The organism is Nostoc mirabile CHAB5784 (genome assembly GCF_020829645.1).
GTDB lineage: Bacteria > Cyanobacteriota > Cyanobacteriia > Cyanobacteriales > Nostocaceae > Nostoc > Nostoc mirabile.
In genome coordinates this window covers 1-22,401 of record NZ_JAIVFS010000030.1, presented here as the reverse complement: position 1 = coordinate 22,401, position 22,401 = coordinate 1, and the positions used below count along the sequence as shown (strand labels likewise).

Genomic DNA, 22,401 nt, shown 5'->3' with positions numbered 1-22,401 from the left:
AGAAACTAACCGTATATGGCGCAAAAAACAGGGAAAATGAGAGATCGAAAGGTTTTTGCGTAAGTTATCAAAAGTATTAGCAATGCAGAATAAAAATTACCTATTGCAGGAGAAAAAATGACATTAAGTGAAAAAAGTTTTTTATCTACAAATAGCTTTTCTCAAACTGAGCGAATATTATATTCTGAAATTGGTGAGTATGTCAAACAAATGTTTGTACCTACTCTAGGGAAATCTATTGAAACGCGGATAGATGAGATAGTTAATGATTTTTCTGAGGAATTTTTAATTACAAAAAGCGCAAATACTAATGTTGAGATTGACTTGATAATCAAAAGATTTAGTGAGAGCCAAATACCTTTAGAACCTACTGATTTTGAAAGCTATTTCCAATACTTAGGTGATAACGTTGTTTCTGACTCTATACATACATCTTCGCCACAATTTATCGGCCACATGACCTCGGCGCTTCCTTCTTTTGTACGACCTCTAGCTAAACTAATGACAGCAATGAATCAAAATGCTGTCAAAATAGAGACTGCTAAAGCTTTGAGCTTTTATGAACGTGAAGCTTTAGCAATGATGCATCGACAAATTTATAGTTTTTCCGATAATTTTTACACCCAGCATATTCAAAACAATCAGAGTACATTAGGAATTTTAACTTCTGGTGGTACAACAGCCAATATTACAGCACTGTGGTGCGCGCGAAATAAATCCTTGGGAGCTAAAAATGAGTTTTTAGGCATAGAAAAAGAAGGTTTAACAGCAGCCCTAAATTTTTATGGCTACAAAGGAGCAGTTGTGATTGGCTCCGAATTGATGCATTTCTCTTTTGATAAAGTTGCAGATTTGATGGGCATTAGTACCCAAAATTTGATTAGAGTAACCGTTGACTCGAACAATCGAGTTAACATACAAGCACTACGTCAAGCTGTTGCAGAATGCCGCGAACAAAAATTACATATCATAGCCATTGTCGGCATTGCTGGAACTACAGATTCTGGTAGTGTCGATCCCCTAGAAGATATTGCGGAGATCGCTCAAGAAAATAATATACATTTTCATGTAGATGCTGCTTGGGGTGGGCCAGTTATCTTTTCCCGAAAACATCAACATAAGCTTGCTGGTATTGAAAAAGCTGATTCAGTAACCATTGATGGACATAAACAATTATATTTACCAATGGGTATTGGTATGGTCTTTTTCCGCGATCCTTATCTAGCTTCTTCAATAGAAAAACAGGCTAGTTATACCATGCGTAAGGGATCGTTTGATTTAGGTAAACGTGCTTTGGAAGGTTCTCGACCTGGCATGGCTTTATTTTTACACGCTGGTTTAAAGCTAATTGGGCTTAAGGGATATGAGTTTTTGATTGATGAAGGAATAAGGAAAACTCAATACATGGCTACTCGTATTTCAGCGATGCCCGAATTTGAATTGTTGGCAGAACCTGATACTAATTTGTTAATTTATCGGTATATTCCAGAGAAATTTAGAAAAGCTGTTGCCAATAAGCAGTTAACAGAAAAAACTAATGAAATGATCAACGATTTTAATGAAGATTTACAAAAAATGCAGCGTCATATTGGTCGCACTTTTATCTCAAGAACGACAAAAAATAGAATAAACTTTGATAAAGAAATTACTGTAACTGCCATGCGTGCTGTCATTGCCAATCCATTAACTACTGAAGAAGATATTGATGCAGTTTTAAATGATCAGATTCAGATTGCTTCTGGAATTTCAATTAAATAATTCTCATTCAATGCTTGGATGTTAGACAAAAAATATTTAGATTTGGGCTTTTACTTATGGATATAGCAAATAAAGACGAAATTGCTATTATTGGTATGGCGGGTCGTTTTCCTGGAGCAAATAAAGTTGATAGCTTTTGGGAAAATTTGCGGGATGGTGTAGAGTCAATTTCTTTTTTTACAGATGAGGAACTAATATCTACTGGGGTAGATCCGTCATTGCTTAACGAGCCAAATTACGTTAAAGCAAGCGGTATATTAGAAAATATAGATTTATTTGATGCTTCATTTTTTGGCTTTTCTCCCAGAGAAGCTGAGATTACAGATCCACAGCATCGGCTTTTTCTAGAATGTGTTTGGGAAGCTTTAGAAAATGCTGGCTATAACTCGGAAACTTATAGCGGTCAAATAGGTGTTTTCGCCGGTGTAGCTGCAAGTACATACCTACTTTCAAACTTATATTCCAATCGTGATTTGATGGAATCGGTAGACAGCCACCAAATTTTGATTGGAAATGACAAAGACTTTTTACCCACGCAAGTTTCTTACAAATTGAACTTGAAAGGGCCAAGTATCAACGTTCAAACTGCTTGCTCTACATCATTAGTTGCCGTGCATTTAGCTTGCCAAAGTTTACTCAATGGTGAAAGTGATATTGTTTTAGCAGGGGGTGTTGCCGTTGGAGTCTTGCAAAAAACTGGTTATCAATATCAGCAAGGAGGAATTCAATCTCCTGATGGTCATTGCCGAGCTTTTGATGCTCAAGCCAAAGGAACTAATGGTGGCAATGGTTTAGGTGTAGTAGTCTTGAAAAGATTAGAAGATGCTATTGCCGATGGTGATTTTATTCATGCAGTAATCAAGGGTTCATCTGTTAATAATGATGGTTCTTTAAAGGTTGGATATACAGCCCCTAGTGTTGATGGTCAAAGGGAAGTAATTTTAGAAGCTTTAGCCTTGGCTGGAGTCGAGCCTGAGACTATTACTTATGTAGAAGCCCACGGTACAGGAACCATCTTAGGAGACCCGATTGAAATTAAGGCTCTCACACAAGCTTTTCGTGCTAGCACAAATAAAAAAGGTTTTTGTGCTATTGGTTCAGTTAAGACTAATATTGGACATTTGGATACAGCAGCAGGTGTGACAGGATTAATTAAAACAGTCCTGGCATTAAAACATCAACAAATACCTCCTAGCTTGCACTTTAGGCAGCCCAATCCACAAATAGATTTTGCTAATAGCCCGTTTTACGTCAACACCAAATTATCAGAGTGGCAAACTAATGGTACACCCAAGAGAGCAGGTGTAAGTTCTTTTGGCATTGGTGGGACTAATGCCCATGTGATTTTAGAAGAAGCTCCAGTAATTCTGGCTTCGAGTCCCTCGCGTCCTTGGCAATTGTTAGTTCTTTCAGCCAAAACCAGCACGGCTTTAGAAACTGCAACAGCACAACTGAGTGCCCATTTGCAGCAAAATTCTGAGATTAACCTACCTGATGTTGCATACACCCTACAAGTGGGTCGTCAAGCTTTTAATCATCGCCGCATAGTCCTTTGTAGTGATCTTGAAGACGCAGTTAAAGCGCTAGCTGACCTCGACCCACAACGTGTTTTTACTAACTACTACAAGCCTAGTCACTGTCCAGTCATCTTCATGTTTTCAGGACAAGGGGCGCAATATGTAAATATGGCAAAGGAATTATACGAAAGGGAAGCAACATTTAAACAACATATAGATAATTGCGCTGTTATATTGCAACCTTACCTTGGTGTTGATATTCGTCGCCTACTTTATCCTAGGGAACAAGATATTGAAAGTGCTTCTTTTCAACTACAACAAACAGCTTTTACCCAAAGTGCATTATTTGTCATTGAATATGCCCTCGCTCAATTATTCATAGAATGGGGGATACGTCCAGAAGCAATGATTGGTCACAGTATCGGGGAATATATTGCAGCAGCGATCGCAGGTGTATTTTCTTTAGAAGATGCCCTAGCAATTGTGGCCAAAAGAGGACTACTGATGCAACAATTATCCACAGGAAGTATGCTGGCGATTAAACTTCCAGAAAAAGACCTACACTTACTCTTAGAAACAGAGGCATTGTATAAAGATTCTCTAGAACTAGCAGTTGTTAATAGCCCATCTTCATGTGTTGTTTCTGGAACAAACGAGGCAGTTGCCAGACTACAAAAACAATTATCCTCTCAAGAAGTTGAATGTCGTCTGTTGCATACATCTCATGCGTTCCATTCTGTGATGATGTCACCAATATTAGAGGAGTTTGTGCAGTGGGTAAGTAAATTTCAACTAAATCCGCCTCGGATACGCTTTATTTCCAATGTAACTGGTAGTTGGATTACCAATGAACAAGCCACAAATCCCAGTTATTGGGGGCAACATTTACGACAAACTGTGAGATTTTCAGATGGTATATGCCAATTAATACAGCAGTTTGAAGGAGTTTTTCTGGAGGTTGGGCCAGGACATAGTTTAAGCACATTCACAAAACAGCATTTAGATAGAAGTGCTAAACAGGTAGCGCTGACTTCTTTACGCCATGTTAAAGAACAAGTATCGGATAGTAACTTGTTGTTGCAAACATTAGGTCGGTTGTGGCTTTCTGGTATAGATATCGATTGGTCAGAATTTTATACTCACGAATTCCGTCATCGTCTACCTTTACCCACTTACCCTTTTGAACGACAAAGATATTGGATTGAGCCTCAAAAGTCAGGACAAGGACAAAATGGCGGTCGCACTCCAGTATCACTCAGTAAAAAAGCTGATATAGCTGACTGGTTTTATATTCCTTTTTGGAAGCCTTCTTTAGCTCCACTACAACTCCAACATCAAGAATCAGTATCTCAAAAATCCAGCATTTTGGTGTTTGTGGATGAATGTGGCTTGGGTATCAAATTAGTAAGCGAATTAGAGAAACAAAACCAGGATGTAATTACTGTAAAAATTGGTGAACTTTTTACTATAAAAAGTGAATTTGAATATACTATAAATCCCCAAAAAAATCATGATTATGAGGTTCTAATAGAGGAAATATTCAAACAAAAAAAAATACAAAAAAAAATTATACATTTATGGAATGTCACACCGACTACTAACCAAAAATTAGAAATTGAAAAAGTTAATCAAGCTCAAACAACAGGATTTTATAGTCTTTTATTTCTTGCCCAAGCTCTGGGAATACAAGACACTACTGATAATTTTGAAATCACAGTTATTTCTAACGACCTACAGTCAGTAACAGGAAATGAAGTGCTTTCTCCGGAGAAAGCCACTTTACTTGGTCCAATTAAAGTTATATCTCAAGAATATTCAAATATAAACTGTCGGAGTATTGATGTTATACTTCCAGAAAGTGGAAGTTGGCAAGAAGAAAAACTTCTAGAACAATTGCTGGCAGAATTTAAAGTTCCTGATTCTGAAAAACTCATTGCTTATCGAGGTTTGAATCGTTGGGTGCAAACTTTTGAGCCAGTGCGCCTTGAGAAAACTAAAATTGAAAATCCTCGACTCAGAGAAAAAGGAGTCTATTTAATTACAGGTGGACTCGGTGGTATTGGACTTGTTTTGGCAGAATACTTGGCTCGAACTGTACAAGCAAAGCTACTGTTGATAGGACGTTCTGCTTTACCTAAAAAAGACGAATGGGAACAATGGCTCAATACTCATGATGAAACTGATAACACTAGTCATAAAATTCGCAAAGTTCAGGAACTAGAACATTTAGGTGCAGAAGTTTTAGTGGTGAGTGCTGATGTGAGCAACACACAACAAATGCAAAGTGCTATTGTTCAAGCTCAACAGCAATTTGGTCAAATAAATGGTGTTATTCATGCTGCTGGGATTGTTCAAGGCAAATCTTTTGAAGCAATTGAAAATATCAGCCATGCTGATTGTGAACACCAATTTCAACCAAAAGTATATGGACTTTTAGCCTTAGAAAAGGTCTTGGAAAATAGAGAGCTTGATTTTTGTTTATTACTATCTTCATTATCGTCGGTGTTAGGAGGATTAGGATTTGTTGCCTACTCAGCAGCGAATATCTTCATGGATGCTTTTGTAGAGCAACATAATCGAAATTATCCGGCTTCATGGAGTAGCATAAGTTGGGATGGCTGGCAAATTGAAAACATAAATGAAAATGAACAAAATACAGATTTAGGTGCAAATTTGACTGAATTGGCTATTAAGTCGGAAGAAGGAGTCAAAGCTTTTGAAAGAATTTTAAATTACGCTGTACTTAATCACATAGTTGTTTCCACTGGAGAACTTCAAGCTAGAATTAAGCAATGGGTTAAGCTCGAATCATTGCAACAACAAGCAGAGAGCCAGCAAAACAATTTTTTACTATATTCTAGACCGGATTTGCAGAATCCTTACGTTGTTCCTAGCAATGAAATTGAACAAGAAATCGCCAATATTTGGCAAGAGATTCTGGGAATAAAAAATGTAGGTCTTCATGATAATTTTTTTGAATTAGGAGGAGATTCTCTATTAATAATTCAGGTTCGCAGTAAAATCAAAAAAATATTAAATAAAAACTTATCAATTGCTGATTTATTTGAATATTCGACAGTAAGTACTTTAGCTGAATATATCGGTGGAAAGCAGATTGAAGAAACGATATTTCAACAAGCTGATGACCGTGCTAGCAGAAAAGAAGCAGCTATGCAGGAAAAGCGACAATTAATGAAGCAAAGGAGAAAAATAGATGTCTAATCAACAAATAGACGATTCTACTAAAGGCATAGCTGTCATCGGTGTAGTTGGTCGTTTTCCAGGAGCCAAAAATGTTGATGAATTTTGGAAAAATTTGTGCGAGGGACGAGAGTCAATTTCTTTTTTTAGTGATGAGGAATTAGAGGCGAATGGCATAGATCCAACATGGCTGAGTAACCCTCAGTATGTAAAAGCTGGTGCTATTCTGTCAGATATTGAGATGTTTGACGCTTCCTTTTTTGATTTATCGCCAAGGGAAGCTGAAATTATAGATCCTCAGCATCGTATTCTTATCGAATGTGCTTGGGAAGCATTGGAAAATGCTGGTTATGAACCTGCTTCAGGCAAAGGCTTGACCGGTGTTTATGTGGGAACCAATATGAGTTCTTACTTTCTAAGAAATTTAAGTTCCCATCCTGACCTAATTGAATCTATTGGTCTTCCGATTATATATGGCAACAGTCAGGATTTCGCCGCTACACGAGTTTCATATAAATTGAACCTTAAAGGACCAAGCATCAATATTCAGACTTCTTGCTCGACATCATTGGTAGCCGTTCACTCAGCGTGTCAAGGATTGCTAAATTACGAGTGCGACATGGCTTTAGCTGGTGGTATTTGTATTGAATCTCTGCAAAAAGAAGGTTATTTTTATCAAGAAGGGGGTATCACTTCTCCTGATGGTCACTGTCGAGCCTTTGATGCTAGTTCCCAAGGAACTATTTTCGGGGATGGAGTCGGTCTTGTTGTTCTCAAAAGATTAGAAGATGCTTTGGCAGAAGGTGACTATATTTACGCAGTAATCAAAGGTTCAGCTATTAATAACGATGGTGCTGCTAAGGTCGGTTACACAGCTCCAAGTGTGGCTGGTCAAGCTGAAGTGATTGCTGAAGCTCAGGCGATCGCTGGGGTTACTCCTGAAACAATCACTTACATCGAAACTCATGGAACTGGTACGCAATTGGGAGATCCGATTGAAATTAGTGCCTTAAAAAAAGTATTTGCACGCAGCAAAGAAAAGGGATTTTGTGCGATCGCATCAGTAAAAAGCAATGTTGGGCATTTGAATACAGCAGCGGGTGTGACAGGACTAATAAAAACAGTCCTAGCATTAAAATATAAACAAATACCTCCGAGTTTGCATTTTGAAAAACCCAACCCGGAGATAGACTTTGCCAATAGTCCCTTTTACGTCAACACGAAATTATCAGAGTGGCAAACCAATGCTATACCTCGCAGAGCAGGTGTAAGCTCTTTTGGCATTGGCGGAACTAATGCCCATCTTATTTTGGAGGAAGCTCCAGTAATTGAAGCTTCTAGTCCCTCGCGTCCTTGGCAATTGTTACTGCTTTCAGCCAAAACCAGCACGGCTCTAAAAACTGCTACAGCCCAATTATGTACTTACTTGGAGCAAAATCCTGACATTAACCTAACTGATGTCTCTTACACCTTACAAGTGGGTCGTCGGGGTTTTGACTATCGCCGCATACTAGTTTGCCAAGGTCTAGACGATGCACTAAAAACACTGGCTTCTTTCGATTCACAACGTATTTTTACTTATCACCGTCAGCCAGGTCATTGTCCGGTCATCTTCATGTTTTCTGGACAAGGGGGGCAATATGCAAACATGGCAAGGGAATTATACAAAACCGAACCAACATTTAGAAGATATATAGATACTTGCGCTCTTATTTTGCAACCCCAACTCAATCTTGATATCCGTCATATACTCTTTCCACAGCAAGAACAAATTGAAGCAGCTACCCAACAACTACAACAAACAGCGCTCACCCAACCAGCATTATTTGTCATTGAGTACGCCCTAGCTCAGTTATTCATGTCTTGGGGTGTCTTACCTGCGGCGATGATTGGTCATAGCATTGGGGAATATGTTGCCGCAACCATTGCAGGTGTATTTTCTTTAGAAGATGCGTTAGAAATTGTCGCAAAAAGGGGACAACTAATGCAACAGTTATCTTCAGGAAGTATGCTGGCAATTCCACTTGCAGAAAAAGATGTACAATTGTTGTTAAAATCACAAACATTGGATAAAGATTATCTCCAAATAGCAGCGATTAACAGCCCATCTTCCTGTGTTGTTTCTGGAACAAACGAAGCAATTGCTGTCCTACAAAATCAACTATCTTCTCAAGGAATTGAATGTCGGCTGTTGCATACATCTCATGCGTTTCATTCTGCGATGATGGAACCAGTATTAGAAGAATTTATCCAAGCTTTCAAAAAAGTGAAGTTCAGCCCACCTCGTATACGCTTTATTTCCAATGTAACTGGTAGTTGGATTACCAATGAACAAGCTACAAATCCCAGTTATTGGAGCCAACATCTACGACAACCTGTGAGATTTTCTGATGGTATATCTCTACTGTTAAAGCAGTTTGAAGGTGTTTTTATAGAGGTGGGGCCAGGACGAACTTTAAGCACATTAACGACACAGCATTTAGATAAAAATGCTAAACAGCAAGTAGTGAGTTCATTACACCATGTCAAAGAAGAAAAATCTGATGTTTCTTGGTTATTGCAAACATTAGGTAGGTTATGGCTTTCTGGTGTAGAAATAGATTGGTCAAAATTTTATACTCACGAACGGCGTCATCGTCTACCTTTGCCCACTTACCCCTTTGAGCGACAAAGATACTGGATTGATGTTAAATCTTCATCACCTTCTTTAAGTAGCCAGTTAGCAATATTAGATCAGAAACAAGATATTGCCAACTGGTTCTATATTCCTTCATGGAAACGCTCTTTGCTGCCTCATTTATACTCTTATAAAATAAAAACTACACAGGAACAATGGCTGTTTTTTGTTGATGATTGTGATATTGGTGATCAATTAATTAATGCATTCAATAATCAAGGCAAAAATTTTATTTTGGTTAAGCAGGGAGACAGCTTTAGGAAAATAAGTCAGGTTTTTTATACAATTAATCCATATATAAATGAAGATTATAATACTCTGTTTAAAGAATTAATATTATTAGGAAAAATTCCTCAAAAAATTGCCTATTTATGGAGCGTCAATAATCTTGAAAATCGGCAAAAAGAGGATTATTTGGAATTTAATAGTTTGTTGTTTTTAATGCAAAGTCTTAGTAAATTAAAGATTAGCGATCGCTTACAACTTTATGTCATATCAAACAACATTCAACAAGTAAATGGGAATGAAAAACTAGACCCAGAAAAGGCAACAATATTAGGTTTGTGTAAAGTTATTCCTCAAGAATATCCTAATATTAGCTGTAAGTGTATTGATATTGCCTTCAAAAATCAACAAGATGGAGAAGAAGAAAATGATAAAAGTATTATTAATCAACTTTTAAGTGAGTTAACAAATGTATCTTCAGATTTAGTTGTTGCTTATCGTGGTTCCTATCGTTGGGTACAAACATTTGAGCCAGTTTGCTTAGAGTCAATAGTTGAAGAAAAAATACCGTTGAAGAAACAGGGTGTTTACCTTTTTCCTGGTGGATTAGAAACGATTGAAGTTGTACTTGCAGAATATTTAGCAAAATCTCTACAAGCCAAACTCATATTTATCGAGGATTCTGCTTTTCCAGAAAAAGATGAATATTTACGATGGCTGGAAACTCACACGCCAGAAGATGAGATGAGCCGCAAAATCCAAAAACTACAAGCATTGGCTGAGTTGGGTGCAGAAATTTTGGTCTTGGGGGCAAATAAAACCAACTATGAACAAATGCAGGATAGTCTTGCACCTGAGAATATTGGTCAAATTCATGGGGTTATTTATTCGACTGGAATAAAGCGTGAAAATATATTTAGTTCAATTCCAGAAATTGGTAAGATAGAATTAGGAAATTTATTTGACTCTCAACATCGCCAAATTACTGTATTAGAACAAGTCTTAAAAAATAGAAAATTAGATTTCTGTGTTGTATTCTCTTCTTTATCTTCCATTTTAGGAGGATTTGGTTTAGGTTTATATTCGGCAGCTAATCATTTCATAGATGCCTTTACTAACCGACATAACCGAAATAATTCTTTACCGTGGTACGTTGTAAATTGGGACAAAATACAACTCAATACGACTCAAGATAAAAAAACACTTGAACAAGCATTTGGGGTGGAATTAGCCATTACTCCAACAGAAATTGTAGAAGTATTTAAACGAATATTATCTCTAGATAAAGGAACTCAGTTTGTTGTTTCTACGATAGATATAAAAGCTAGGTGGGAGCGCACATTTAATCTCGACTCTTTACCAGATTTAAAATCTTCCTCTCAAGTAGACTCATCCTCACACTACTCCAGACCTAATCTGAGTAATTCCTATATTGCTCCAACAAATGAGTTGGAAAAACAAATTACCCAAATATGGCAAGAGGTACTTGGAATTGCAGAAGTTGGTATTTACGATAACTTCTATGAGTTAGGAGGAGATTCCATCATTGCAACCCAACTAGTTTCTCGATTGCGAGCAAAATTTCCTGTAGATTTACCACTACGCGACCTTTTATTAGAAGCAATGATACCAGCTAAACAAGCAGAAATGATTGAGCAACTTATGTTAGAAAAAATTGAAGAGTTATCCGACAAAGAGGTAGAATCTTTTTTAGCTAATCTTCCACAATAATTATTCAATTTTCAACTTTTATTTGCAAACAGGAAAAATAGTTTATGTCTCTACTCAGTCCTATTCCAGATTATGAAGCTTTTGCTCGGATGCAGAACGAATTAAAGAGTACAGATGAAGAAATAGTAGCAGGTATAATACCTATTTTAGAAAACTTAATGCTACAACATATTCCTAAGGAAGCACATATTCTCGACCTTGGTTGTGGTTCAGGAAAATTAGTACAACAGCTTCATCTTAAAGGGTATCAAATGACTGGACTTGATGCTTCTAAGGAACTGTTGCGTTATGCCAGAATCAACGCACCTAAGAGTAAATTTATCCTTAATGATATACGTCAATTTGAACTACCAGCTACTTTTGATGCCGTTTTATCGCATATTGTTCTACTATTTATTTTAAACGCTGAAGAATTAACATCTGTTTTCCAAAACGTCTATGCAGCACTGCGAGATAATGGATTATTTGTATTTACTATACCAATAACAGATTGGTTCCATGAAATTGCTCCACCAATTTTCAACCATGTTAATGTTAATGACGAATGTGCACTGATTGAAATATTCCACTATAAACCAGAAGAAAGGATTTGGGAAATTAAGGTTACTGGATTTGAGTTAATAGAAAATATTTGGAAACGTTCAGATACTACTTGGTTAAGAAGAGATTTCTTTTTAGCAGAAGTGCAATTTGGTCTAGAAAAAGCGGGTTTTACAGATATTAGTTACTACAATCTCAAAGATTTTGGCGCTGACGATAATAGTATGACTTGCTTTGTTTGTCGAAAGAAAGGAATATAACACGCAATTGTAAATGTAGAGATGGGATATATCCCTTCCAAGAAATAATAGATTTACGCATATCTAAAATTAGATTGTTATGAATTGGATTTTTATATAGCTCATACACAATCTAATGCGAAAGGTTTAGTATGGATATAGGTGCAAATCATGGATCAAAAATACTCTAATTTATCACCCGCCAAAAAAGCCCTTCTAGAAAAATGGAAAGGAGGAAAGTTTCAAGCTGACACCATTCCCAAACGTCAAGTTTCTGAGACTATTCCTTTATCTTTCTCCCAACAAAGATTATGGTTTATTGACCAACTTTATCACGGGAGTTCTTTCTACAATATTCCTACCGCTTTTCATATCAAAGGCCAACTCAATGTCACAGCTATTGAGCAAAGTTTGAATGAAATCCTCAAGCGTCACGAAGTTTGGCGGACAAATTTTACGCTTGTCAATGGAGAGCCAGTGCAGAATATTATACCAGAATTAACTTGGGATTTACCCATGATTGATCTTGAGCATTTGTCTGGTAAAGATTGGGAATCAGAGGTCAAACAACTTGCAGCACAGTCAGCAAAAAAACCTTTTAATTTAGCTTCATGTCTTTTAGTCAGAGCAACTTTACTGCGCTTGAGTGAAGGAGAACACGTTTTGCTTGTTACCATGCACCACATTATCACCGATGGATGGTCTTGTGGTGTGTTCCTGCGGGAGTTGTCAACGCTATACGCTGCTTTTTCTACAAATCAGCCCTCTCCCTTACCTGAACTCCCCATTCAGTATGCAGATTTTACCATTTGGCAGCGCGATCGCATTCAAGGCGAATTCCTCAGAACCCAATTAAATTATTGGAAGCAACAACTCAAGGGTGAGTTACCTGTACTCCAATTACCCACAAACCGTCCACGACCTAGCGTTACTACTTTCACTGGTGCTAAACAATACTTTACATTCTCCACAGTTTTAACTAATGCACTCAGACAATTAAGCCAGCAAGCAGACACCACTTTATTTATGAGTTTGCTGGCAGCATTTAACATATTATTATATCGTTACACAGACCAAGAAGACATCTTAATTGGTTCTCCAATTGCCAACCGCAACCGTGCAGAATTAGAAGGGATGTTAGGTTTATTTGTTAATACTTTGGTGTTACGTAATAACCTCAGTGGTAATCCCAGTTTCCGCGAACTTTTACATCGAGTGCGTGAGGTAACTCTCAATGCTTATGCACATCAGGATTTGCCTTTTGAGATGCTTGTAGAAGAATTACAACCCGAACGCGACTTAAGTCGAAATCCACTTTATGAGGTTATGTTTGTCCTGCAAAATACTCCAACGTCTGTGGAAGAAGTGTCTGGATTAACCTTGCGTACTTTAGACTTTGACAGCGGTACTGCTCAACTAGATATTTTCCTATCTATGTCTGAATCCGAAGAGGGATTAACAGGATGTTTGGAGTATAATACGGATATTTTTGATTCAACAACAATTACCCAATTTATCAACAACTTTGAGACCCTGTTGGAAAATATCGTTGTAAATCCAGAGCAGCATCTCAGGGAATTGTCTCTACTAACTGCTTCTGAGCAAGAGCAACTATTATTTAAGTTTAATCAAACTCGTGCAGATTATCCCCAAGATGCGTCTCTACATCAATTATTTGAACAGCAAGTTGAACTAACACCTGATTCTTTAGCACTAATTAGCGAGTCCGAGGAATTAACTTATCGTCAACTTAACCATAGAATTAATCAACTTGCACATTATTTACAAAAACAGGGTGTAGCAAAAGAAGCTCTGGTTGCTCTATGTCTAGAACGCTCCATAGATATGGTAGTAGGAATTATAGCTATTCTGAAAACTGGCGGTGCATATATTCCTCTTGACCCAAGTTATCCAGTAGAGCGTCTGAATTTTATGCTCTCTGATTCTCAAGCATTGCTGTTAATTAGCAACCAAGAGATATTAGGAAAACTATCATTGTCTTCGAGTAAAATCGTTTGTTTAGATATCCACAAAGACGAAATTACTCAAGAAAGTTTGGAAAATCCTATTAACATCTCTTCATCTGATAATTTCGCCTATATTATCTACACTTCTGGTTCAACTGGAATACCTAAAGGTGTTCTTGGCACTCATCGCGGTACAATCAACGGCTTACACTGGTTATGGAAAACCTATCCTTTTACTGAAGGAGAAGTTTGTTGTCAGAAAACAGCCATTAGTTTTGTAGATTCTGTATGGGAAATTTTTGCTCCTTTACTTCAAGGAACTCCTACAGTAATTATTAGCAATGCAACTGTACTAGACCCACAATTATTTATAGAAACTCTAGCGCATTACAAAGTTACTCGGATCATACTTGTACCTTCATTACTACGCTTGCTTCTTGATAATTACAGCCATCTAGCCAAGAAGTTATCACAGCTAAAAGTCTGGATAACTAGCGGAGAAGCACTTTCTGTTAAGTTAGTTAAAACTTTCCAAGAATTGATACCATTTGCAAAACTCATCAATCTTTACGGCTCATCGGAAGTTTCCGCCAACGCCACTTACTACGACACCACTTTATTGCAAGAGCAAGCAAATAGTGTACCCATTGGTCGTCCGATTGACAATACCCAAGTTTATGTGCTGAATCGTGATTTACAACTAACACCGATAGGAGTTGTTGGTGAACTTTATATTGGTGGTGACGGATTAGCAAAAGGTTATTTACATCGTTCAGAATTAACTGAAAAAAGATTTATTAATAACCCCTTTATTCCAGGAAATCAACTTTACAAAACTGGCGATTTAGTCCGATATATCAAAGATGGTAATCTAGAATATTTAGGTCGAGATGATGAACAAGTAAAAATCAGAGGCTTTCGAGTAGAATTAGGTGAAGTTGCGACTGTTATTACACAACATCCAGACGTACAACAATCGGTTGTAATTGCCAGTAACGATGCTCAAGAAAATCAGCGTTTGATTGCATATTTGGTGACAGATAAACAGGATATAGCTACACAATTGTTGCCAGAATTGCAGCAAAAGTTGCCTAACTATATGCTACCGTCTACTTTTGTTGTACTGAGTAAACTTGCACTTACACCTAATGGTAAAGTAGACAAACTTGCGCTACAAAATAATGAAATTACACAATACAATACTAATAAATCATTTGTTAATCCCAGAAATTTTACGGAATTAGTTTTAGTAAAACTTTGGGAAAACCTTCTCAATACTAGCCCTGTCGGGGTGATAGACAACTTTTTTGACTTGGGTGGCCATTCATTTTTGGCTGTCCGCTTGATGGCTCAGATTCAAGACAAATTTGGGCATAATCTTCCCCTGTCTACTCTTTTTGAAAATCCCACGATTGAAAAACTAGCGACTATTGTTAGTCAGCCATTCCGTCAGACTGCTAATTCTCATCTAGTAGCAATTAACTCTTCTGGTGACAAAATACCTTTCTTCTGTATACATGGTGCTGGTGGAAATATTAGCCCATACTTTAATTTATCCAAGAGGCTTGGTGAAGATTATCCACTTTATGCTTTGGAAGATACTCTAGAACAAGATAAACCAGAAGTCATTTCCGTAGAAGAAACAGCGACTCGCTACCTGCAAGAAATCCGTAAAGTACAGCCAAATGGCCCTTATCTTTTAGGTGGTCATTGTTACGGCGGTGTACTAGCCTTTGAAATAGCGCAACAATTACAAAAACAGGGACAAACAGTAGGTTTATTGGTTGTTATCGATGCCATATTATCAGAAACACCCATTGAATCGACAGACGATGACGATGCAAAATTTTTACTTCGCATAGCTGAATCAATAAAAACTGATAATAATATAGATTTTTCAGTCCCTTTTGAAGAACTTCGAGATTTGCCATTAACTGAGCAACTTAATTTAATTAATGAAAAGGTAAATTTCATCTTTAGTGATGCAGAAATTGAAGATTTCCTCCGTCATTACCAACTTTTTAAAGCGCATGTTAAAGCTATGCGGAATTATGTGCCTCAAGTTTATCCTCAGTCCATAACTTTATTTAGAGCTAACCAAGAAATAATTCATGACTTTGACAATCCAGAATGGTATAGTAATGACCCCTTATTAGGTTGGGGTAAATGTTCTAGTCAACCTATTCAAGTTATTGAAGTTCCTGGGGATCATTTCTCTATTTTCGTTGAACCTCATATTCAAGAATTAGCTAAACATCTCAGAAATTGTATCGATAATGCTGTATGTGTTCTAAATAATGCGAGTAAAAGAAGCTGATGAAACTACCCCCAGGACCAAAAACTCCTTCTTGGTTAATAGCTCTGCAATTCGAGACCAATCCCTTTGGCTATATGGATGCTATTTCCAAATGTTATGGTGATATAGTTACTCTAATGTTTGGTTCTACACCAACAATTTATGTCAGTAATCCTTCAGGAATAAAGGAGATTTTCAACAACACTAAAGAAATTACAGCTAGGGGCGAATTGAACCTGGGTTTCGCCTTGTTGACAGGAAATCAAGGAGTTCTCCAACTTGATGGTTTAATTCACAAAAATCGACGCAAATTGTTAATGCAAACTTTTCATGGAGCGCGGATGCAAGCCTGTGGGCGACGTATCTGCGAACTCACAGAAAAGATTATTAGTAAACAGACATTTGGAAAGCCTTTTGTTGCATACCCAACAATTGAAGATATTACCTTACGAGTGGGTATAGAAGTTGTAATGGGTTTAACTGAAGGAAAGCTTTCTGATAAAATCAAGCATTTGTTTATTTCTATTCTGAGATATGGACAATCACCAATAGATAAGATTCTGAGGAATATTTTTGGAGAAAGAGATTTAGGTCGATGGAGTCCACAAGGATATCTCCTCTACCTTCGACAAGAGCTTTTTCAATTGCTATTGACTGAGGTTGAAGAACGTCGTAAGCAAGCAGATTTTTCACGCGCTGATATGATTAGCGATCTGATCTTTGCTGAAGATGAAACGGGTCAACCATTAAGCAATGAAGAAGTACGGGATCTGTTATTATCTCCTATATTTGCAGCTGGTGATGCTTCTGGAACTGCGATCGCTTGGTCTTTGTATTGGATTCATCGTTTACCTGCTGTGCGATCGCGCCTACTATCAGAACTCGACAGTCTTGGTGAAAACCCAGACCCCATGAGCATTTTCGCCTTACCATACTTAAGTGCTGTTTGTAATGAAGCTTTGCGAATTTACCCAACTCAGTTATTTGCATTTCCTAGATTGGTAGAGTCTCCAGTCAAGGTGATGGGCTACGAGTTGAACCCCGGAACAATACTGCTTGCTAATATTTATTCGACACATCAGCGTGAAGATTTATATTCACAACCAAAAGAATTTCAGCCAGAGCGCTTTTTAGAAAAACAATATTCTCCCTACGAATTTCTGCCATTTGGTGGTGGTTCTCGTGTGTGTATTGGCGGAACTTTTGCCCTATTTGAAATGAAACTGATATTAGCAACCATTCTTTCACGTTACGAGTTAGAGCTAGTCAGTCAGCGTCCAGAACGTCCCAAATTTGGAGGTTTGATTTGTTACCCTGCTAGCGGCGTGAAAATGGTCGTGCGCGGTGTGCGTCAAAATAAAGGACAGCTACAACCACTTGTTTCTGGCTTATTTTAGCCATCAGATTTATAACCCATTTTTTTCAAGCTAAAAATATATTTCATTATCGAGGAAGTAGGTATGACAAAGAATAATAAAGGTGCTGTCGTTATAACTGGAGCATCCACAGGTCTCGGTCGAGCAACCGCGCTTTTACTAGACAAGCAAGGATATCGAGTTTTTGCGGGAATCCGCACAGAACAAGATGGTGAATCCCTAAAGCAGGCTGCATCTGGAAATTTAACACCCATTATCATAGACATCACAAAAGCCCAAGAAATCAAATCAGCTTCAGAATTTGTCTCATTGGCGCTCGGTAATGAAGGATTATTCGCATTAATTAATAATGCATATGCTGGGGTAGATGGGCCATTAGAATGTATTCCAATAGACGATATAAGATGGAATTTTGAAGTAAATGTTATCGGTCAAATTGCAGTCACACAAGCTTTTTTACCAATGCTCCGACAAGTGAAAGGTAGAATAATTAATATTAGTGCAATTTGTGGTAGATTTGCCATACCATATAGAGGGCTTTTATCTACTTCCAAAATTGCACTTGAGGCAATTACAGATACTTTGCGAATAGAATTACGTTCCAGTGGAATTGAAGTACTATCCATATTACCAGGGGGAATAATCACCCCAGAACAGGCTGACAAAGTAGAAGCTAATTGCCAGAAAGTTTTAGGAAATATGTCAACTGAAATGAAAGCTATATATGGCAAGAATTTCAGAATATGTATGGAAGATTCCGCAAAAGGAAATCGCAGTGGAGGTTTACCAGTTGAAAAAGTTACAGCAGTAATATTGCAGGCTCTCCAAGCTCCGAAACCCAAAAGAGAATATTTTGTTGTGCAATCACCGTGGCAGTTGAAGCTGTATGCATTGTACAAAAGATTAGTACCGCACCAGTATTTTTATGACAATCTTTATAAGGATATATGAAAAACATGAAAATTAGTATTTTACACCTTTTTCATTCTTTTTCAATAACAAACATCTGTAGCAGAGTATAGAAAATATGCAAACTCAACATACTCATGAATTACTCACAGCAGATTGTCGTTTTTGTTCCTTAGTTTCTAAAGCTAATGGAGAAGATCCAATTGGTACAGCAGATACTTGCGATCATTGGTTAATAATGGAAATTTCACAACCTTGGCCGCAAGAAATATTTGAGAAAAATCCCATTATTAGAGGGTTGATGGGTTTATTTCAGGAGTTAGTTTTTAATCATGGGGTCAAATTAAAACCGATACTAATTGCTCCTGACCGCGAGTATTCTTATCCCGGCTTTACCCGTGTCTTGTACTACTATCGCCCTGCAAAGCTATTTTCTCAGTTTGAGAAACAAGAATTTATTGTTCCAGAAACCAAATCTGCTGCTTTAGTAACGGCAATATTCCAGCAGTTGCTGCAACAACCCAATGATTTATCAGAATTTCAGCAATATCAACAACAAACAAGTGACATTCGCGAACTCATGGTTTGTACCCATGCTCAAGTAGACCTTGCCTGTGGCAGATTTGGGAATCCTATATATCGACAATTACGTAAAGAATATGCTCCTGCTTCCAACGGAAAGTTAAGAGTCTGGCAAACAACTCATTTTGGCGGACATCAGTTTGCTCCTACCCTAATTGATTTACCTCAAGGATGTTTGTGGGGACATTTAGAGGCAGATGTATTGGATTTACTGGTGCAGCGAAATGGTTCAGTTTCTGGTTTGCGTCAATACTACCGAGGATGGACTGGTTTAAGCGAATTTGAGCAAATTGCCGAGCGCGAAATTTGGATGCAGTCTGGGTGGAGTTGGTTAGATTATTTGAAAGCAGGCAAAGTACTGGCGATGGAAGAGGTTGTCCAAGGACATAATCCTGACTGGGCAGAAGTTCGGATTGATTTTGTTGATGGCGGCAAAACAAGTGCCTATGAAGCCAGAATTGAAGTTTGTAGTGAGGTGATGAGTGCATTGAACTCAGCCAAAGAAATGGAATTAAAAGCAGTGAAGCAGTATTGTGTTAGTCATTTGGTTAAGGTTAAGTAAACAAATGACTTCACAAAAACAATCTCAAATCACGAATGAAATCCTTCAAGGCAATCTTATTAAATTGATGTTTAAATTATCAATACCCAGTATTCTGGGGATATTGATGCTTAGTTTAAACACTTTTCTCGATGCTTTATTTGCAGGAAGATTCATTGGTGAAACGGCTTTAGCTGGTATATCAATTGCACTACCACTTACAAGTGTAGTAAATGGTTTTGCTGGCTTGATTGGGGTAGGTTCAGCTTCTGTTCTCAGTCGAGTTATTGGTTCTGGAGATATTAAAACTCAGTCCAAAGTTTTTGGCAACCTCATAATTATGAGTATTGTTATCTCTTTTTTTATTACAATTATTGGCTATAATTTTGATCGACAATTAATTGCATTCATGGGAGGAAGTGGTGAAGTTGCTTCCGAAGGAACGAAATATTTTAAGACTTATATACTAGGCTCTGTCTTTTTGATATTAGGAGAAGCTTGTAATACAGTTATAAATTCCGAGGGACAAGTTAGATTTACTACAATATTTAACTTGATATTTGTGGCTGTTAACATTTTATTAAATTATATATTTATTACTGTATATCATTGGGGAATCCAAGGTATTGCTCTAGCTACAGTTCTTGCAATGGTTATTTATAGTATTATGAACTTAGCGTACTTTTTTGCGGGTAAAAGTTCTATCCCATTTAATCCGAAAAAGTTAGCGATCGCAATAGATTTATTACCTGCAATTTTTTCAGTGGGAATATCAGCACTATTTTATCCAGCTATGATATTGGTTCAAGAAGTTGTAATGTTTAATTTAATTTCCTATTACGGAAAAAATAGTGATATTGCTTTTTTGGGAGCAACAATGAAAGTTATTTCATTACTCTTTATTCCTGTCGTTGGTTTTGCACAAGCATTACAACCTGTAATTGGTATGAATTATGGTTCAAAAAATTATAGTAGGCTCAAAAAAGCATACTTAATTTTTGCAATAATTGGAGCTATCGTATTACTACCGATTTGGCTGCTTTTACAATTATCTCCTAGTACATTCTTGGGCATAATTTTGCCAGGGATTAATTTCACAAAAGATGATATAATAAATTTTAGAATTATCAATATGTTAACACCGCTATGGCCTTTAGCATATTGTAGCAATACTCTATTTTTATCTATGGGTAAAGGTAAGATTGTATTATTCGCCATATTTTTCAAAAGCATAGTTTTCAACGTACCAATGATGGTCTTATTATCAAGATTGATAGGTTTAAGAGGTATATATATTGGCTCAATATTTGCAGATATTTTATTTATGTTATTAACTTTTGTTTTAACATTTATAGAATTTAATAATTTATCTAAACTCAACTTTACCTGATATTTTTATTATTTTATATTGATATTATATTAATACTCAATACGAAGCCTCAAGGTCTTACTTTACTGAGTAAAGTTGGATTTACCTGTCATTATTGAGTAACAGTAATCCATCTATTTCACAACTTTTTATTATTCAATGGAGAGTTTTCATGGTGACATCTTCTATTTCTCAAGAACGGGTGTGGTTTATTACTGGTAGCTCAAGCGGTCTTGGTCGAGCTTTAGCAGAAGCAGTACTAGAAAAAGGTGAAGCAGTAGTTTTAACAGCACGAAAAGCTGAGAAAGTTGAAGATTTAGCTTCAAAGTTTCCAGGTCGTGCCATCGTGGCGCAACTTGATGTTAGGAAACCCGAAGAGGTAAGGGAAGCAGTAAAGCAGGCAATTGCTTACTTTGGACGTATTGATGTACTTGTTAACAATGCCGGGGTTTCCACTATTGGGACAATTGAGGAAGTCAGCGATGAAGAAGTTCGTCGTCTATTTGAAACAAACTTTTTTGGTGTTTTAGAAACGCTACGGGTAGTGTTACCTTATATGCGACAACAACGCAGCGGACACATCCTTAATGTTTCATCAATAGGTTGCTTTTCCACTGCTAATGCCTGGGGATTCTACAACAGTAGTAAACTTGCGCTAGAAGGAATTTCTGGAACATTGCTAAGTGAAGTTGCTCCATTCGGCATTAAGGTTACAATTGTTGAACCTGGTGCTTTCCGTACAGATTTTATTAAACGTTCTGTTGTTGTAATTGATACTCAAATTGAAGACTATGAAATATCAATTGGAAATATACGCCAGAATATGTTGAATCACGATTTAAACGCACTTGGAGATCCAAAAAAAGCAGCTTTGGCAATGATTAAAGCTGTTGATAGCGATAACCCACCAATTAGATTGGCACTGGGAGCAGATACCATAAAAACTATTAATGCTGCATTGGAATTTATAAAAGAAGAGTTGGATGCTTGGAAGGAAGTATCTTTGAGTACTGATTTTGATGAAGTGGTAGCAGAGAAAACTGGCGTTGCTAAACAAGGAGAGCGATTTTTTTCGGGGGAGATGGGACTGGGAATACGGTAAGATGAACCAATATCCGATTCTGAGCAACTTGTAATCTACCAGCTTCATATTTTTATCCTGGGCATTAGTCCCAGGGCTATTTCATTCTAAAAAATTGCTTAAGTGTGTCTAACCCAAATGAACATAAACGCCCTCGCTTGTACCATATTTTCAAACATTTGACTTCGATATAAATTCAGAGTTAAATTACGAGCGATAGCAAAAATCTGGGGTAAAGGTTTAGTACGAATTCTAGAAGCGTCTTCGTAAGGATTCAGGTGGCAGAGTATTGACAAGGAGGACACTTGAGGGTGAGTATCACAAATATGAACCAAAGCCAGCCTGAAGAATTAGACCGAGAAAGTTTGAGCCAGTTGCCCAAAGAAGAACTG

At 37.3% G+C, this 22,401-nt stretch carries 10 protein-coding genes; all 10 read left to right on the top strand.

The genetic code is table 11. From position 1 onward, the window contains the following. Positions 1 to 117 precede the first annotated feature (117 nt). The gene (gene panP / locus LC653_RS19895) at positions 118 to 1,758 is read left to right on the top strand and encodes a pyridoxal-dependent aspartate 1-decarboxylase PanP (RefSeq protein ID WP_229496427.1); all 1,641 of its coding nucleotides are present in this window, start codon (positions 118 to 120) and stop codon (positions 1,756 to 1,758) included. A 56-nt stretch (positions 1,759 to 1,814) separates the two neighbouring features. Next, positions 1,815 to 6,497 carry a type I polyketide synthase gene (locus LC653_RS19890; protein ID WP_229496425.1) on the top strand — a complete coding sequence of 1,561 codons (4,683 nt, stop codon included), beginning with the start codon at positions 1,815 to 1,817 and terminating at the stop codon, positions 6,495 to 6,497. Further along, complete coding sequence (locus tag LC653_RS19885; protein ID WP_229496423.1) at positions 6,490 to 11,109, top strand: type I polyketide synthase; 4,620 nt, start codon at positions 6,490 to 6,492, stop codon at positions 11,107 to 11,109. The genes LC653_RS19890 and LC653_RS19885 overlap by 8 nt, the downstream gene beginning before the upstream one ends. Positions 11,110 to 11,153: 44 nt before the next feature. Continuing rightward, on the top strand, positions 11,154 to 11,909 hold the full coding sequence (locus tag LC653_RS19880; protein WP_229496421.1) for a class I SAM-dependent methyltransferase: 756 nt from the start codon (positions 11,154 to 11,156) through the stop codon (positions 11,907 to 11,909). 150 nt (positions 11,910 to 12,059) lie between these two features. Then, positions 12,060 to 16,172, top strand: a complete 4,113-nt coding sequence (locus tag LC653_RS19875) for a non-ribosomal peptide synthetase (protein WP_229496419.1) — start codon at positions 12,060 to 12,062, stop codon at positions 16,170 to 16,172. After that, entirely contained in the window at positions 16,172 to 17,548 is a 1,377-nt protein-coding gene (locus LC653_RS19870) for a cytochrome P450 (RefSeq protein ID WP_229496417.1), read from the top strand. Before LC653_RS19875 ends, LC653_RS19870 begins: the two co-directional genes overlap by 1 nt. 63 nt (positions 17,549 to 17,611) lie before the next feature. Further along, on the top strand, positions 17,612 to 18,478 hold the full coding sequence (locus tag LC653_RS19865) for an SDR family NAD(P)-dependent oxidoreductase (protein WP_229496415.1): 867 nt from the start codon (positions 17,612 to 17,614) through the stop codon (positions 18,476 to 18,478). Positions 18,479 to 18,554: 76 nt separating this feature from the next. Then, the gene (locus LC653_RS19860) at positions 18,555 to 19,580 is read left to right on the top strand and encodes a ferredoxin family protein (RefSeq protein ID WP_229496413.1); all 1,026 of its coding nucleotides are present in this window, start codon (positions 18,555 to 18,557) and stop codon (positions 19,578 to 19,580) included. 4 nt (positions 19,581 to 19,584) lie between these two features. Beyond that, a complete protein-coding gene (locus LC653_RS19855) occupies positions 19,585 to 20,949 on the top strand; it encodes an MATE family efflux transporter (RefSeq protein ID WP_229496412.1) in 1,365 nt (454 codons plus the stop codon). Between the two features lie 151 nt (positions 20,950 to 21,100). Beyond that, positions 21,101 to 22,030, top strand: coding sequence for an oxidoreductase (locus LC653_RS19850; protein ID WP_229496410.1), 930 nt, complete (start codon positions 21,101 to 21,103; stop codon positions 22,028 to 22,030). Positions 22,031 to 22,401 lie beyond the last annotated feature (371 nt).